Source organism: Pedobacter antarcticus, from assembly GCF_900112985.1.
Lineage (GTDB): Bacteria > Bacteroidota > Bacteroidia > Sphingobacteriales > Sphingobacteriaceae > Pedobacter > Pedobacter antarcticus.
In genome coordinates this window covers 193,368-207,912 of sequence record NZ_FONS01000002.1, presented here as the reverse complement: position 1 = coordinate 207,912, position 14,545 = coordinate 193,368, and the positions used below count along the sequence as shown (strand labels likewise).

The window sequence follows — 14,545 nt, the reverse complement described above, 5'->3', positions numbered from 1 at the left end:
TTCTTTGTAACGATGAGAACTATTTTCGGATGTCTGTTTATTTTGTTTGCAGTTTCAGCACAGGTTCAAGCGCAGGACGTAGATTCTGTACCTGTCAATATTAAAAACTATGATCTTAAACTCAAACGGAGCCCTTTACCGGTTCTGAATGGTATTATAGATTTCAGACCTGTAGACATCAGTCCGGTCGTCATCAGCTCAAAAGTCAACTATTGGAAAACAACTACAGCTATTGGCATTAATGTCAATCAGTCTTCATTTAGTAATAACTGGAAAGGAGGTGGGGTAAACTCGCTGGCCGTAGGAGGATTGGTTAATTACAAAGCAGAGTACGTTAAAGAGAACTATAGCTATGTAACAGAATTAAATCTGCAGTACGGAAAGATCAAAAACCGTGATCAATTACAAAAGAAAACTAATGACAGAATTTTCTGGGATAATAAAGCAGCCTTCCAGTTGTCTAAAAACTGGTATTTCTTCGGTTCCCTTACTTTTGAATCTCAGTTTGACAATGGCTTCTCTTATTCAACTATCAATAATGTAGAAACGCCTACCCTGATCTCCAAATTCATGTCTCCAGGTTACCTGACCCAATCAATAGGTTTTGAATACAAACCAAGCAAGTTTTTTTCCACCAGAATAGGTACCGGTACCGCGAGACAGACATTTGTATTGGACAATGAGACTTTAAATGCGGCAAAAAGAGCTAGGGCAATTGCAGCCAATCCAAATGAAACACCAGAAAACATAGAGAATGCAGGCAAAACAGACAATTATGGTATTGCTTATAATAAGAGCTTTAAAAATGATCTCGCCTTTCAGGTTGTTACAGCATTCGATAAAGACATTTTCCATAATGTGAACCTGAAAACCCGTTATGCCTTATTTATTCCATATGATGACTTCGGGCAAATAGATCACCGGCTGGACGTTGCGCTTACAGCTAAGATCAACCGTTTCATGAATGTCTCCTTAACCGGTGTGGGTTTGTATGATAAAGATACTGACCTTAAAATTCAGGGAAGTCAAACCCTGGCTATGGGCCTGATGTTTGTTTTCCCGAGATAACTATCTCTTTTTCTTCAGATCCAGGTAATCCAGATAGTACAGGACTTTTACCGAAAGACTATTATTCTGTGGTCCGGAAAGGATAGCGTCGAGGTTTCTTGTATATTTCTTCCGGTATAGCTCTTCATATCCTTCAGCAGAATTTTTATAGGCGACACTCAGCTCGCTCCCTGGTGCAAACTGCCACTGATAGATGAGGTCAGCATTGAAAACATTATAGACCCGGTTAGTGCCCGCTGGTGGTTCGCCCGTTAAAGGAATCAAACTGCCATTAGTGTCCAAAGTATAAAATGATTTATTTCTACGGTCAGACCAGTAGTGTCGCACCACCAGTGTAATCCCCATCAGGTTATTGAAACTATATTTTGCATCAATCGAATTTTCCATCGTGTGCCTGTCATAAGATGAAAAAATAATATTACTCCCGCTGTTCTGCACCCAGCCTGCATAATTAAACCGAGGCTGGTAATCTATGTCCAGTCCAAAGGAAATCTTATCATTCAGTCTGAAGTTTTGAAATAAAAATGCATCATAAGCTTTTCCATTCAACAGTAAATTTTTCCTGTAACCTACATTTCCACCGAAATTATACGCTTTCGCTTTATTAGGATTTACATACACTTTAACACCGTAATTCTCTCCGGTCTGAAACACCCTTCCTGCATTTCGCGACTCATAGAAATCCTGCCCCTTACGCTGCCAGTCAAAATTAGTTTCTACAGACCAGAAATTTTTAAACTCAACATAGTAGTTTCCGTCAACTCCGAAATTCTGGTAAGATCCTGGCTTATACAAGCGCGAATATCTGAGATTACTCCATGCCTCCCACTTATTATACCAGGAGCTAGGTTTGTAAACCTGATAACCATAATTGAATTGCTGATCAAAAAAGTTATTGTTTGTAAAGAAGCCCATATCGGACGGATCAAATTTTGCGTCTGCAATTTTCTGCAGATAGAACCAGGTCCAGGTACCACTCTTTTTACCAAACTTAAGCTCTGTATTGAACCCTTTTCTGCTATTTTCATCGCCGACGCCGGTAAGCAAGCTCATTTTAGCCGCACCATTTACAAAGTAGCGGTTAGCTTTATCATTCAGGTTGAATAAAAATGCAGACACATTTGCATCGTGGGCATTTCCCCGGCGCAGTACATTGGTATTAATCAGCGTGATGGAACTGTTATTTTTTAATGACTGATCCAGCACAAAAACATTGTAGTTTGTTAAAGGCTGACTTTCTAACTCCCGCTGATTACCCTGCTCGTCCTCAACCAAAGTCTTCATGCTACTTGTGATTGCATTAAACAGTCCTATTCCCAGGCCGCCAGCTGTTCTACCCGAAATTTTAGTTGCATTTAAAACTTTAGCCTCCAGTGGCGACTTGATTATCTTTTCCCCATCCCGAAGATCTCCCGATACATCTTTAAAATAAGAAGGAATAGATCCAATTCTTTTCGAATAAAACAGATCCCCTTTATTGAACAATTCTGTCCCTTCGGTAAAGAATTGCCTTCTCTCATCGAATTTCACTTCAAAGGGGGTCAGGTTCAGAATCCTGTTATCAGATTGGATCTGTCCGAAGTCCGGAATCAGCGTCATATCCAGTGTAAAACTTTGGTTTATGCCATATTTTACATCCATTCCTCCATTAAAAGCCATTACGGTATTTTTAACATTGGGTGTATTAAAAGGATAATGCTTCAGGTAGGTCGAAAGATATGGAGAGAAAGATAACCGGAGCCCGGGTTTAATCCCTTTAATTCCCTCCCATAGACCCGCCTGATTGATGAACCCACTGACTTTAGGATCAACTTCATTCCAAAAAAGCTGCTGATTTGCCTTCTGCCTTTTACGGTTAAAATTAACGCCCCAGCTCTGCACGTCTTTTCCTGAGAACCTCAAAGCTGCGTAAGGAATTCTGATTTCCGCACTCCAACCGGTTTCATCACGCTTAACCTTGCTCTCCCAAACTGCATTCCAGTTAGAATCCTCATCTCCATTCTGTGAATACTTAGCATCAAACTGAACACCTGCGGCAGTGACATAAAAGCCATTTCCATTCATGCCGTCCATAAATGTGTCAAAGATAATCCCTATGAAATCTGCGTTACCGATATTATCACGGTTAACAAGCTCATGAGCAATACTATCCGGATGATCGTACATTCTTGCCGCTATGTAGACGGCATGATCATCATAGATCATTCGCACCTCTGTGCGTCTGTCATGCTGCTCTTTCCTTCCGGGTACCGGCCTGTTTTCGATAAATTCCGAAGCGGGTATCACCTGTTTCCAGGCCTCGTCAGCCAAATCGCCGTCGATCCGGGGCGCTGCTATAGTACGAGTAGCCTGTAGTTTCCGTTTAATGGGTAGACTTTGGGCAGACACCGTACAAATGGCGAAAGAACAAAGCAGGCTGAGCAGCATTAATTTCATGAGAGCGAATTTTCTATAAGACGGAGCCGAAACTAAATAGTTGCAGCACGGCAAGATAAATTTCAAACAGGAGCAGCTCCGTTTAATTTGAATTGTCAGGGCTGCTCCAGATTTGTCTCACGCGAGGCAAGTACAAATTTTGAAGGGATGGCATTTCATCCCAATAAATTTGGCGCAGACGCAGCTGAGAGAAAGCACAGCAGCACGGCAAGATAAATTTCAAACAGGAGCAGCTCCGTTTAATTTGAATTGTCAGGGCTGCTCCAGATTTGTCTCACGCGAGGCAAGTACAAATTTTGAAGGGATGGCATTTCATCCCAATAAATTTGGCGCAGACGCAGCTGAGAGAAAGCACAGCAGCACGGCAAGATAAATTTCAAACAGGAGCTCAGTCTTTCAGTGTAATTTAATAACTTTGTGGCTTACAAAAACGTGAACACTAAGGTTAAACAAAAATGTTTGAAAATTTACAGGATAAACTAGACCGGGCATTTAAAGTTCTCAAAGGACAGGGAAGCATTTCAGAAATCAACGTGGCAGAGACCATGAAGGAAATTCGTAAAGCTTTGCTGGATGCCGACGTAAATTATAAAACAGCCAAAAGCTTTACAGATGACGTCAAAGAAAAAGCACTTGGTCTGAATGTACTGACTGCTGTTTCCCCTGGTCAGTTATTAACTAAAGTCATGAATGACGAGCTGACCGCGCTGATGGGTGGGGAAGTTACGGAACTTGACCTTAAAACTAATCCAACCATCATTCTGATTGCAGGTTTGAACGGAGCAGGTAAAACTACATTCTCCGGAAAGCTCGCAAATTACCTGAAATCAAAAGGAAAAAAACCTTTACTGGTTGCTGGCGACGTTTATCGCCCAGCGGCGATCGATCAGTTACAGATTCTTGGAGAACAGATTGGGGTTCCGGTTTATGCAAATTTAGAATCAAAAGACCCCGTTGCAATTGCAATGGAGGGTATAGATAAAGGAAAGAAAGAAAATCACAATGTTATTATCATTGACACGGCGGGCCGTCTGGCTATCGACGAAGAAATGATGAATGAGATTTCAGATGTAAAACTGCATACAAAACCGCATGAAATCCTGTTCGTAGTTGATGCCATGACCGGACAGGATGCGGTTAATACTGCAAAAGCATTTAATGACCGTTTAGATTTTACAGGAGTTGTCCTTACTAAGCTGGATGGTGATACCAGGGGTGGCGCAGCATTATCCATTAAATCTGTTGTTAACAAACCGATTAAGTTTGTAGGTACAGGAGAAAAAATGGAAGCCCTGGATGTATTCTATCCGGACAGGATGGCTTCGCGTATTCTAGGCATGGGTGACGTCGTTTCCCTTGTTGAGCGTGCTCAGGAGCAGTTTGACGAAAAAGAAGCAGCAGAACTTCAGAAGAAAATCCGTAAAAATAAATTTGACTTTAATGACTTCTACAACCAGATTCAGCAGATCAAGAAAATGGGTAATATGAAGGATCTGATGGGTATGATTCCAGGGGTCAGCAAAATGATGAAAAACGTGGAGATAGAAGATGACGCTTTCAAAAATGTGGAGGCAATTATCCAGTCTATGACCAAATACGAAAGAGAAAACCCAGACAGCATTCAGCAAAGCAGAAGATTACGCATAGCTAAAGGCTCAGGAAATAAAATTGAAGAAGTAACCAAACTGATTAAACAATTTGAGGATATGCGTAAAGTAATGAAGCAGTTCTCAAATCCAGCTGCTGCAGCAAAGATGATGCGCAATATGCCAAAGATGCCACAAGGCAGAATGTAAATGTTTTTTTAGAATCCTATTGAAAGGGGCCGGATCTTAAAGATTCTGCCCCTTTTTTATTAAAACTAACAGCATTTGTTTAAAGCATAATACATTGGCAGCTGAACCTATTGATTTATGCTGACCAAGACTTACACCTGTGCAGTTTCTGGCGTCGATGCCCTCACCATTACCATAGAAGTCCATATTGGCAGTGGCAATAAATATCATATTGTTGGTTTACCAGATAATGCAGTAAAAGAGAGCCTCAAGAGAATTGAAAGCGCATTGCAGAGTTCAGGATACCGTATGCCCCGGCAGAAAATTGTTGTTAATCTCTCGCCCGCGGACATCCGCAAAGAAGGGACAGCTTATGATCTGCCGCTGGCTATAGGCATATTAACCTCTTAAGGTCAATTAGAGGTTCCCAACCCGGATAAGATCGTTATTGCGGGCGAACTCTCTCTTGACGGCAGCATTCACCCTTTAAAGGGCGCCCTATCAATGGCATTACAGGCCCGACATGCTGGTTTCACTACGCTTCTGCTTCCTTTGGAAAATGCCGCAGAAGCAGCGGTGGTCGGAGAGCTGCAAGTATACGGCCTGAAAAACCTGAAAGAGATAGCTGAATTTTTCAAATATCCGGAAAGACAGGAGCCCGTAAAAGTTAACGTCAACGCACTCCTTAATCAACAGCAAGTTTCAATAGCTGAAGACTTTGCAGATGTAAGAGGGCAGCAAGGCATGAAAAGAGCCATAGAGATCGCTGCTGCAGGCGGCCATAATCTAATTCTAATTGGTCCGCCTGGATCCGGTAAAACAATGCTTGCCAAAAGATTGCCCGGGATTCTGCCACCTTTGAGCCTGCAGGAAGCACTGGAAACCACGAAGATTCATTCTGTTGCGGGTAAACTTCATACCGGCACAGCTATGCTTACAGCCCGTCCATTCCGTAATCCGCATCATAGCATATCAGATGTTGCGCTTGCAGGAGGAGGAAGCAATCCGCAGCCAGGTGAAATTTCACTGGCCCACCATGGTGTATTGTTCCTTGATGAATTACCTGAATTTCGGAGAAGTGTATTAGAAGTAATGCGGCAGCCGCTTGAAGACAGAATGGTAACCATCTCCCGAGCCAGGCAGACAGTCGTTTATCCCGCAGGTTTTATGCTCATTGCCGCTATGAACCCATGTCCCTGCGGTTATTTTAACCATCCGGAGAAAACCTGCCATTGTACCTCTTCGCAGGTACAAAAATACCTGAGCAGAATATCCGGACCACTTTTAGACAGAATAGATTTGCATCTGGAGGTTACTCCGGTAGATTTTAAAGATTTAAGCAGTCAGGAACCTGAAGAAAAGAGCTTGGACATCAGAAAACGAGTAATCTTTGCCCGTAAAATCCAGGAAAAGCGCTTTGAGCAGGACCATCGTATATTTTGCAATGCGCAGATGCCTGATCGGATCGTACGGCAACACTGCAAGCTGGACCCCGTCAGTAAACAATTGATCAGAAATGCGATGGAGCAATTAGGACTGTCTGCCAGAGCCTATGACAGGATTCTTAAAGTTTCCAGAACTATTGCCGACCTGGAAAACGCTATAGCCATACAACCAGCACATCTGGCCGAGGCTATCCGCTACAGAAGCCTCGACCGGTCAGGATGGGGTTCCTGAGCTTATAATTCGTCTTCAGTATCCCAGTCTTCTTCTGCTTCCTCTTCCTCTGCGTCCTCTTCTTCTTCCGGCTCCGGAACGTAATCATTGATCGCTGCACCGATAGCATTGACCTCTGCATCTTCCTCAAAAAGAGGTAACGCCGTTTCCGGATCAAGTTTCAACCACTGAGATTCTGTATCCTTCTGAATCTGCAAATATTCCTTACCGTCTTTATAAACTATATAATTATCATTCCCCTCAGGAAATATGGCATAATCTGTTTCTCCGATTGTTAAATCAAAAGGTTCCTGCATAATTCTTGTTTTTTTGCTGAATGTACTTTCAGGCGTCAAACTTAGATAAATTCCTTTTTATGTACAATACAATTGCCTTGCATATAAAAAAGATTTATCAGTCTCTCCTCAACTGAGGAAAACATTATTCATAGAGGAATACACTTATTTTGCAGCTTTCAAATCCTTGATAAATGCAATAAAACGCGGGTCCCCGTAATTCGCTGCACCTGACTGGTTATAGGAAATCCTTCCCCTCTTGTCCAAAACGACGGTTGTTGGTAAAGCCCCCTTAAAAAGCACATCCGGAACCGCTGTCTCCGAACGGAAGGCTGGCAACATGTATTTCCTTTTCTGCATGAAGCGGGCAGCTTTTTCCAGATCCCCGTCAGCATCGACGAAAATAAAAACCACCTCAGGATCGTCCTTATAATGCTGATATAATTTCTTTATCGCAGGAAATTCCACCAGACAAGGCAGGCACCAGCTTGCCCAGAAGTTAAGGAACACCACCTTTCCGCGCAGATCACCGAGATCTATTTTTTTACCATCGACACCCCTGAACTGAATTCCTGCAAGTGGATCTTCCATTCCGGAATTTTGATATTCCAGCGATAAGCTTCTTTCCGAACCAGCATTTGTAGTCATCCCAGCCAGGAGCAGGACGAAAAAGATCAGACATTTAGTCTGACGGATGTAAGGAGTCATAGGCTTTATTAAATTTTGTGATTAAACTATTAGCTTTAGCCTGATGAACAAAGATACCAAAATAGAAAAAGACAATTATCCTTATATAAAGCCCCCACAGGCAAAAGTAATTTCGCATATCCGCGACATCCATGGGGAACAAATTCCAGATGACTATTATTGGATGATAGATTATTTTAAAAAAGGTCCGCAAAGCGATGCTGTAATTTCATACCTCGAACAGGAGAACAAATATCTGGAGCAGCAGTTGGCGCATACCAACCACCTGCAGGAAGAACTGTTCCATGAAATGAAGGCACGGATACAAGAAAAAGATGAGTCAGTACCCGTTTTCAAAAACGGTTATTTCTATTATACCCGCACAGAGACAGGACAGCAGTATTATAAATATTGCCGGAAGAAAGGTAGTCTCGAAGCTCCAGAAGAGATTCTACTGGATATAGATGAACTCGCCAAAGACCAACCCTATTATTCAGCGAAGGGCTTTACCGTGAGTCCGGACAACTGTTTACTGGCCTATGCGACAGACAAAGTCTCCAGAAGGCAATATACCATCTGTGTTAAAGATCTAACAACAGGCGAAACTCTTGCAGACCAGATCCCTAATACCGCAGGAGACCCAGTTTGGGCAGCGAATAATCAAACGCTTTTTTACACGGAAAATAATCAGGAGACATTACTCAGTGAAAAAATCAGGAGGCATCAGCTGGGAAATGATGTCCTGGAGGATATTACTGTGTATGAAGAGAAAGATCCTGCAAATTATATCGGCGTAGAAAAGTCTAAATCCGGAGATTATATCCTGATTTATTCCTCTGCCACTCTTTCATCAGTAGTCTATACAATTCCAGCCGACCAGCCACAGCAGGAAATAAGATGCTTTCAGCCCAGGGTACCAGAAGTATTGTATCAGGTTCATCCACTGAAAGACAGATTTTTGATTTTAACTAACTGGGAGGCCCCTAATTTCCGGCTGATGGAATGCGGTCTCGATACAACAGATATTTCCGCCTGGAAAGATGTTATTCCTCACCGTAGCGATGTGCTGCTGGAGGATATTTCAGAGTTCGAAAACTTTATTGCTATCGCAGAAAGGAAGCAAGGCCTGATCAAAATAAGCCTGATGCAAAACGGAAAAGAAAATCAGACTATTGCATTTTCTGAGCCTGCTTATATGGCCGGAATAGGCGCTAACCCAGATTTCCAGAGCAGGAAACTCCGTTTATATTATACATCAATGAAGACGCCCATGTCAGTTTATGATTATGAGATCAGTAGCGGATCAAAGACTTTATTGAAACAACAAACTGCAGGAGCAGATTTTAACTCCGATCATTATACTTCAGAAAGGGTGTTTGCCTTGGCAGCAGACGGTACTGAAATTCCAGTTTCAATCGTTTATAAAAACGGTTTAAAAAAAGACGGGAAGGCACCTATGCTACTTTATGCTTACGGCTCCTACGGACATAGTATTGATGCTTCCTTTTCGTCATCTACGCTAAGCCTGCTTAACCGCGGGTTCATTTTTGCCATTGCCCATATTCGCGGTGGACAGGAAATGGGCCGGCACTGGTATGAGCAGGGAAGAACGATGCAAAAAATGAATACGTTCACCGATTTCATCTCCTGCGGTAAATATCTGGTTGAAAGAAAGTACACCAGCCGCAGCCATCTGTATGCTCAGGGAGGAAGTGCAGGCGGTCTGCTGATGGGTGCAATAAGCAATATGGATCCCGGCCTCTGGAATGGAATTATAGCGCAGGTTCCTTTTGTAGATGTTGTTAACACAATGCTGGATGAGACCATCCCGCTGACTACAAACGAATATGATGAATGGGGTAACCCAAATGAAGAACAGGCTTACCGGTATATGAAAAGTTACTCACCTTATGAAAATATAAAAAAACAGGATTATCCTAATATGTTGATTACAACTGGTCTCCATGACAGTCAGGTCCAATATTTTGAACCCGCAAAATGGGTCGCTAAACTGAGGGCACTTAAAACGGGCAATCAATTGCTTCTATTAAAAACGGACATGGATTTTGGGCACGGCGGTGCCTCAGGAAGGTTTGATTATCTTAAAGATATCGCCCTCAATTACGCTTTCTTGTTGTCCCTGGAAGGATTTACAAATTTAACCAAAGATTAACCGAATCATGTGCTGGTTTCGTCAAGGTTTGCTATATACTTTGTTCACTGTTTCTTCATAGTTCCTTCATTGTTTGTTCATTCGATATTGGAGGAAATATGAACGACCATTGAACATAGTTCGAAGGCTGTTTGTTACAATAAAGAAACATACTTTATCTTCCGCCGATAATTAAACTGAGCCGGAAATCAAGGTTAAATAACAGGAAAACCGGGCACAAAAAAGGGGGTCACGTTATTTTTTACAAATAACGTGACCCCCTTTTAATTTTATTCAGCGCAGCTTAGATCAGCTCAACACTACGGTTTACAAAATCTGTCAACTCTGCACCGGTAAGCATTCCCTGAGACAATAATGCCAGGTCAACAGCTTGTTTAGCTAACGCGTTTTGCTCAGCGGCATCGGTAGATTGCAAAATACGGTTTACCAGTTTATGGTTTCCATTGATTGCCACTTTGTAGCTGTCCGGCATATTGCCATAGAAACTCATACCACCACCCATTTGCGCCATTTCTTTCATGCGACGCATAAATTCATCCATAGTAACAGTTACAGGGAATTCATCTGGATTTAAACCAACAATTTCAACCGTGAAACCAGGTTTAACAATTGCTTTCTCGAAAACGGACTTTACCGTTGCAGACTGCTCTTCTGTTAATACAGATTCGACAGCCTCATCTGTTTCGATTAATTTACTTGCTACGCTTGAATCTACACGTTTTAAAGCTGTCTTTTCCAGTTTGTGTTCCAGAGAACTCACAAAATGTGTGTCAATGGCTGAGTTCATCAATAAAACATCATATCCCTTTTTATTGGCAGCCTGGATGAAACTATCTTGTTTAGCCGGTTCAGTCGTATAAATATAAACCAACTGACCATTTTTATCTGTCTGTGCGTCTTTAACCTTGTCGCGATATTCGTCAAGAGTAAAGTTTTCTTCTTTTGTATTCGTTAATAAAGCGAAATCTTTGGCTTTGTCGTAGAACTTCTCTTCGCTTACCATACCATATTTTACAAACAGGCCGATATCGCTCCATTTTTCTTCATAAGACTTTCGGTCTTTATTGAAAAGTTCAGCCAATTTATCTGCAACTTTTTTGGTGATATAGCTATTGATTTTTTTCACATTGCTGTCTGCCTGAAGGAAACTTCTGGAAACATTCAACGGAATATCAGGTGAATCAATCACCCCATGCAATAACATCAGGAATTCAGGTACGATATCTTTAACTTCATCAGTAATAAATACCTGACGGCTAAACAATTTGATTTTATTCCGCTGCATATCGAAATCATTCTTCACTTTCGGGAAGTACAATACGCCAGTAAGATTAAACGGATAATCCACATTGAGGTGAATCCAGAAAAGAGGGTCCTCAGCGAAAGGATAAAGTTGTTTATAGAAGTCCAGATAATCCTGGTCTGACAAATCTGCAGGTGCCTTGGTCCATAAAGGAGCCGTGGTGTTAATGATATGATCCGTCTCAACCTCTTTTGTTTTTGGCTTGCCTTCCTCATCTTCACCATCAGGTAAACTCTGAGTTTCTGTCCCAAATTTAATTGGCACCGGAAGAAACTTACCATATTTATCAAGGATTTCATTCAATTTTCCTTTACTCAGAAATTCTTCAGATTCTGAATTGATATGCAGGATAATATCTGTTCCACGCGTAGTCCGTGTTCCAGCAGAAATCTCATAAGAAGTACTACCGTCACATACCCACTTAGCAGGCTCAGCACCCTCCTGGAAAGATAAAGTCTGAATTTCTACCAGGTCGGCAACCATAAATGCAGAGTAAAAACCTAACCCGAATTTACCAATGATTTCATTAGCATCTTTCGCGTCTTTGAACTTCTCAACAAATTCGCTTGCACCAGAAAATGCAACCTGATTAATATATTTTTTAATTTCTTCTGCTGTCATTCCCAGACCATTATCACTAATTGTGATGGTCTTTTTCTCCTCATCAAGCGCAACTTCAACCAGGGGATCTCCCAGTTCGCCATTATATTGCCCCAAAGCAGCTAGTCTTTTAATCTTTTGTACCGCATCAACCGCATTAGAAACCAGCTCACGGAGGAAAATCTCGTTGTCTGAGTACAGGAATTTCTTAATAATTGGAAAAATGTTCTCGGTGTGTATAGAAATACTACCTTTTTCTTCTATGCTCATATGTTAACTCATTTTTAAGTACAATAGCCTATCATCAAGGGATATTCCAATTTGTTAAGCCTTGTCAAATTGACAGTTGAATAAAAAAATTTATATTGCTTACATGAAGAAGTACCAGAAATTATATGCGGCCGGTCTTATTTCTGCAGAGACACTTAACCGGGTGATACAGCTCCAGGAAAAACCGGTTTTTTCCCTGCACCGGGAAATCAGGATGATACTGTATGCGGGTATTCTTATGTTAAGCACAGGTCTCGGCATTCTTATTTATCAAAACCTGGACAGTATCGGACACCAGGTAATTTTAGCCTTAATTACAGCGATCACAGCTGGTTGTTTTTGGTATACATTTAAAAACCAGTCCCCATATCAGCAGGAAAAGCAAAACTCAACTAACGTTGCTGCGGATTATATCTTACTGTTCGGTTGCGTGAGTTTGCTTAGCTTACTGGCCTACCTGCAATTTCAGTATGATTTTTTTGGTACGCGGTATGGACTGGCCACTTTTATTCCTACAGTAATCTTATTTTTCATGGCTTATCGTTTTGATCACCAAGGTGTACTGGGTATGGCAATTACGAATCTGGCCCTCTGGATGGGCGTATCTGTTTCTCCTCAGGTGCTATTCGGCCTGACCAGAATTAATGAAAGCCCATTAATCTGGACCTACGTTTCTTTAGCGTTATTACTTATCACTGCAGCGTATTTAAGTGAATGGTTCAGGATAAAACCTCATTTCAAATTTATTTACCTCCATTTCGGCTCGCATATTCTGCACTTGAGTATGCTCACTGCATGGTTCGCTTATTCCGGAAGTTATAATTGGATTTATCTGCTACTGACGATATTCTCAGCCGCTTTGCTATATAAAAACGGTAAAAGGGAGCAATCATTTTACCTGATCCTGATCCAGCTGTTTTACGCCTATATTGCAGCTAGCATATTATATATGGACTCGTTAAAATGGATCCACCTCAGTAGTGACCCTTACTTGTTTATACTTTGGTTTATCATCTCTCCAGTGCTACTTGCCCGTCATATTTATCAACTGCATAAAAAACTCAAACAGTAATGATCGTCTATCCTTCAGAAAGCGTTAAAAATCTGCAATTGATTCAGCAGATACAAGATGAAGCAGCATATACAGGTATTACCGCTGCCGAGATCGGTGCCATAGCCAAAGCCCATCCGGTTACCTTCTATATACCCACCTTTTTAGTCCGGGCGGGCCTTTTTCTTTTAACCGTGGTAATTGTATTTGCAAGTAGCGCGCTGCTCTCACTACTTTTTGGGGGATTGATGCGTGACAAAAATTTACCTTATGCCCTGCTTCTCTTCGGCCTTCTTTGTTATCTTGCGCTGGAAAAACTTTGTAAAAAATATCAGCATTATCAGGCGGGTACAGATGATGCACTGACTCTCCTTTCCTCTGGATTTTTGCTCACCGGAGTCCTTTGGCTGCACGAAATCAATACGCAGAGCTGGTCACCCTCCGCGTGGTATTTATTTGCGTCGCTGTCGACCGCTGTAATCAGCTTATGGTATGTCATCCGGTTCGCAAGCCCGTTAATGACAATAATTTCCGCTTCCGCACTTTTGATGGCATTTTTAACTGCACTGCATATCCTGAATCCTTCCGGTATTTTACTCATACCTTTTGGTGCATTGTTTTTTGCTGCGTCACTCTGCTATCTGGTTCTGAATACAAAGATGAAAGCTATTTTAACGTTGTACAGTTCATGTTTAGCTGTTCTGATACAGTTCGCTGTGTTTACCGCCGGACTCGCTTTTAATTACTACGTCGCAGACCAGACCGGAAAAGAACTCTCTGGTACTACATTTCAGGTCCCGCTCCCGTATTTTTTCTGGGTCTGGACATTTGTTTTTCCATTAGTGTGTATTGGCTATGCCCTAAAGAAACATTCTCGGATGCTTCTGAATTCAGGGATAATTCTACTAACTGCAGCCGGTCTTACCTTTAAATACTACGACACTTTAGTCCCTTTTGAATACCTGCTGAGCGGTGCCGGTGCATTACTGCTATTACTCAGCTGGCGACTGCTAAAGTGGCTCAAAAACCCGAGATACGGGTTGGCCGGTCAGGTTCCTTTTCCACAGAATAACACGGATCAGGAGCGGGTCGATTCTATTATCATCTCGGCCACTTTACCTCAACAAAAACAGCACTTACCAGATCGATTCGGCGGTGGCAATTTCGGAGGAGGTGGTTCTTCTTCAGATTTTTAGATCCTAAATTTACAATCGGGTGGCGGATTTATGC

Annotated in this window: 9 protein-coding genes and 1 pseudogene; 6 read left to right on the top strand and 4 right to left on the bottom strand. The window is 41.9% G+C overall.

The annotated features are described in order from the left end of the window. The first annotated feature begins 12 nt into the window (after positions 1 to 12). The gene (locus tag BM192_RS05950) at positions 13 to 1,068 is read left to right on the top strand and encodes a DUF3078 domain-containing protein (RefSeq protein ID WP_037437592.1); all 1,056 of its coding nucleotides are present in this window, start codon (positions 13 to 15) and stop codon (positions 1,066 to 1,068) included. Here BM192_RS05950 and BM192_RS05945 read toward each other — a convergent pair whose 3' ends face one another. Beyond that, entirely contained in the window at positions 1,069 to 3,504 is a 2,436-nt protein-coding gene (locus BM192_RS05945) for a DUF5916 domain-containing protein (RefSeq protein ID WP_037437593.1), read from the bottom strand. Between the two features lie 455 nt (positions 3,505 to 3,959). Between BM192_RS05945 and ffh the strand changes: the two genes are divergently transcribed. Together ffh and BM192_RS05930 are read left to right on the top strand one after the other, a co-directional pair. Continuing rightward, positions 3,960 to 5,300 carry a signal recognition particle protein gene (gene ffh / locus BM192_RS05935; RefSeq protein ID WP_037437594.1) on the top strand — a complete coding sequence of 447 codons (1,341 nt, stop codon included), beginning with the start codon at positions 3,960 to 3,962 and terminating at the stop codon, positions 5,298 to 5,300. A 117-nt stretch (positions 5,301 to 5,417) separates the two neighbouring features. Beyond that, a pseudogene (locus BM192_RS05930) lies at positions 5,418 to 6,956 on the top strand (YifB family Mg chelatase-like AAA ATPase). Positions 6,957 to 6,958: 2 nt separating this feature from the next. On the opposite strand, the gene BM192_RS05925 reads toward BM192_RS05930, so the two are convergent. Together BM192_RS05925 and BM192_RS05920 are read right to left on the bottom strand one after the other, a co-directional pair. Then, positions 6,959 to 7,252, bottom strand: coding sequence for a hypothetical protein (locus BM192_RS05925; RefSeq protein ID WP_051759440.1), 294 nt, complete (start codon positions 7,250 to 7,252; stop codon positions 6,959 to 6,961). A 144-nt stretch (positions 7,253 to 7,396) separates the two neighbouring features. Further along, the gene (locus BM192_RS05920) at positions 7,397 to 7,939 is read right to left on the bottom strand and encodes a TlpA family protein disulfide reductase (RefSeq protein ID WP_051759441.1); all 543 of its coding nucleotides are present in this window, start codon (positions 7,937 to 7,939) and stop codon (positions 7,397 to 7,399) included. 43 nt (positions 7,940 to 7,982) lie between these two features. Here BM192_RS05920 and BM192_RS05915 point away from each other — a divergent pair, with 43 nt between their 5' ends. Then, the gene (locus tag BM192_RS05915) at positions 7,983 to 10,091 is read left to right on the top strand and encodes a S9 family peptidase (RefSeq protein WP_074963925.1); all 2,109 of its coding nucleotides are present in this window, start codon (positions 7,983 to 7,985) and stop codon (positions 10,089 to 10,091) included. A 283-nt stretch (positions 10,092 to 10,374) separates the two neighbouring features. Here the strand turns inward: BM192_RS05915 and htpG are convergent, their stop codons facing one another. After that, positions 10,375 to 12,264, bottom strand: coding sequence for a molecular chaperone HtpG (gene htpG / locus BM192_RS05910; protein ID WP_201771340.1), 1,890 nt, complete (start codon positions 12,262 to 12,264; stop codon positions 10,375 to 10,377). 103 nt (positions 12,265 to 12,367) lie between these two features. Here htpG and BM192_RS05905 point away from each other — a divergent pair, with 103 nt between their 5' ends. Further along, positions 12,368 to 13,336, top strand: coding sequence for a DUF2157 domain-containing protein (locus BM192_RS05905; protein ID WP_037437627.1), 969 nt, complete (start codon positions 12,368 to 12,370; stop codon positions 13,334 to 13,336). Beyond that, complete coding sequence (locus BM192_RS05900; RefSeq protein ID WP_037437595.1) at positions 13,336 to 14,511, top strand: hypothetical protein; 1,176 nt, start codon at positions 13,336 to 13,338, stop codon at positions 14,509 to 14,511. Before BM192_RS05905 ends, BM192_RS05900 begins: the two co-directional genes overlap by 1 nt. The last annotated feature ends 34 nt before the right edge of the window (positions 14,512 to 14,545 follow it).

Bases quoted from the DNA above. Each gene is read 5' to 3' on its own strand.
- BM192_RS05950 (WP_037437592.1), top strand. From the start codon at position 13: ATGAGAACTATTTTCGGATGTCTGTTTATTTTGTTTGCAGTTTCAGCA.
- BM192_RS05945 (WP_037437593.1), bottom strand. From the start codon at position 3,504: ATGAAATTAATGCTGCTCAGCCTGCTTTGTTCTTTCGCCATTTGTACG.
- ffh (WP_037437594.1), top strand. From the start codon at position 3,960: ATGTTTGAAAATTTACAGGATAAACTAGACCGGGCATTTAAAGTTCTC.
- BM192_RS05925 (WP_051759440.1), bottom strand. From the start codon at position 7,252: ATGCAGGAACCTTTTGATTTAACAATCGGAGAAACAGATTATGCCATA.
- BM192_RS05920 (WP_051759441.1), bottom strand. From the start codon at position 7,939: ATGACTCCTTACATCCGTCAGACTAAATGTCTGATCTTTTTCGTCCTG.
- BM192_RS05915 (WP_074963925.1), top strand. From the start codon at position 7,983: ATGAACAAAGATACCAAAATAGAAAAAGACAATTATCCTTATATAAAG.
- htpG (WP_201771340.1), bottom strand. From the start codon at position 12,264: ATGAGCATAGAAGAAAAAGGTAGTATTTCTATACACACCGAGAACATT.
- BM192_RS05905 (WP_037437627.1), top strand. From the start codon at position 12,368: ATGAAGAAGTACCAGAAATTATATGCGGCCGGTCTTATTTCTGCAGAG.
- BM192_RS05900 (WP_037437595.1), top strand. From the start codon at position 13,336: ATGATCGTCTATCCTTCAGAAAGCGTTAAAAATCTGCAATTGATTCAG.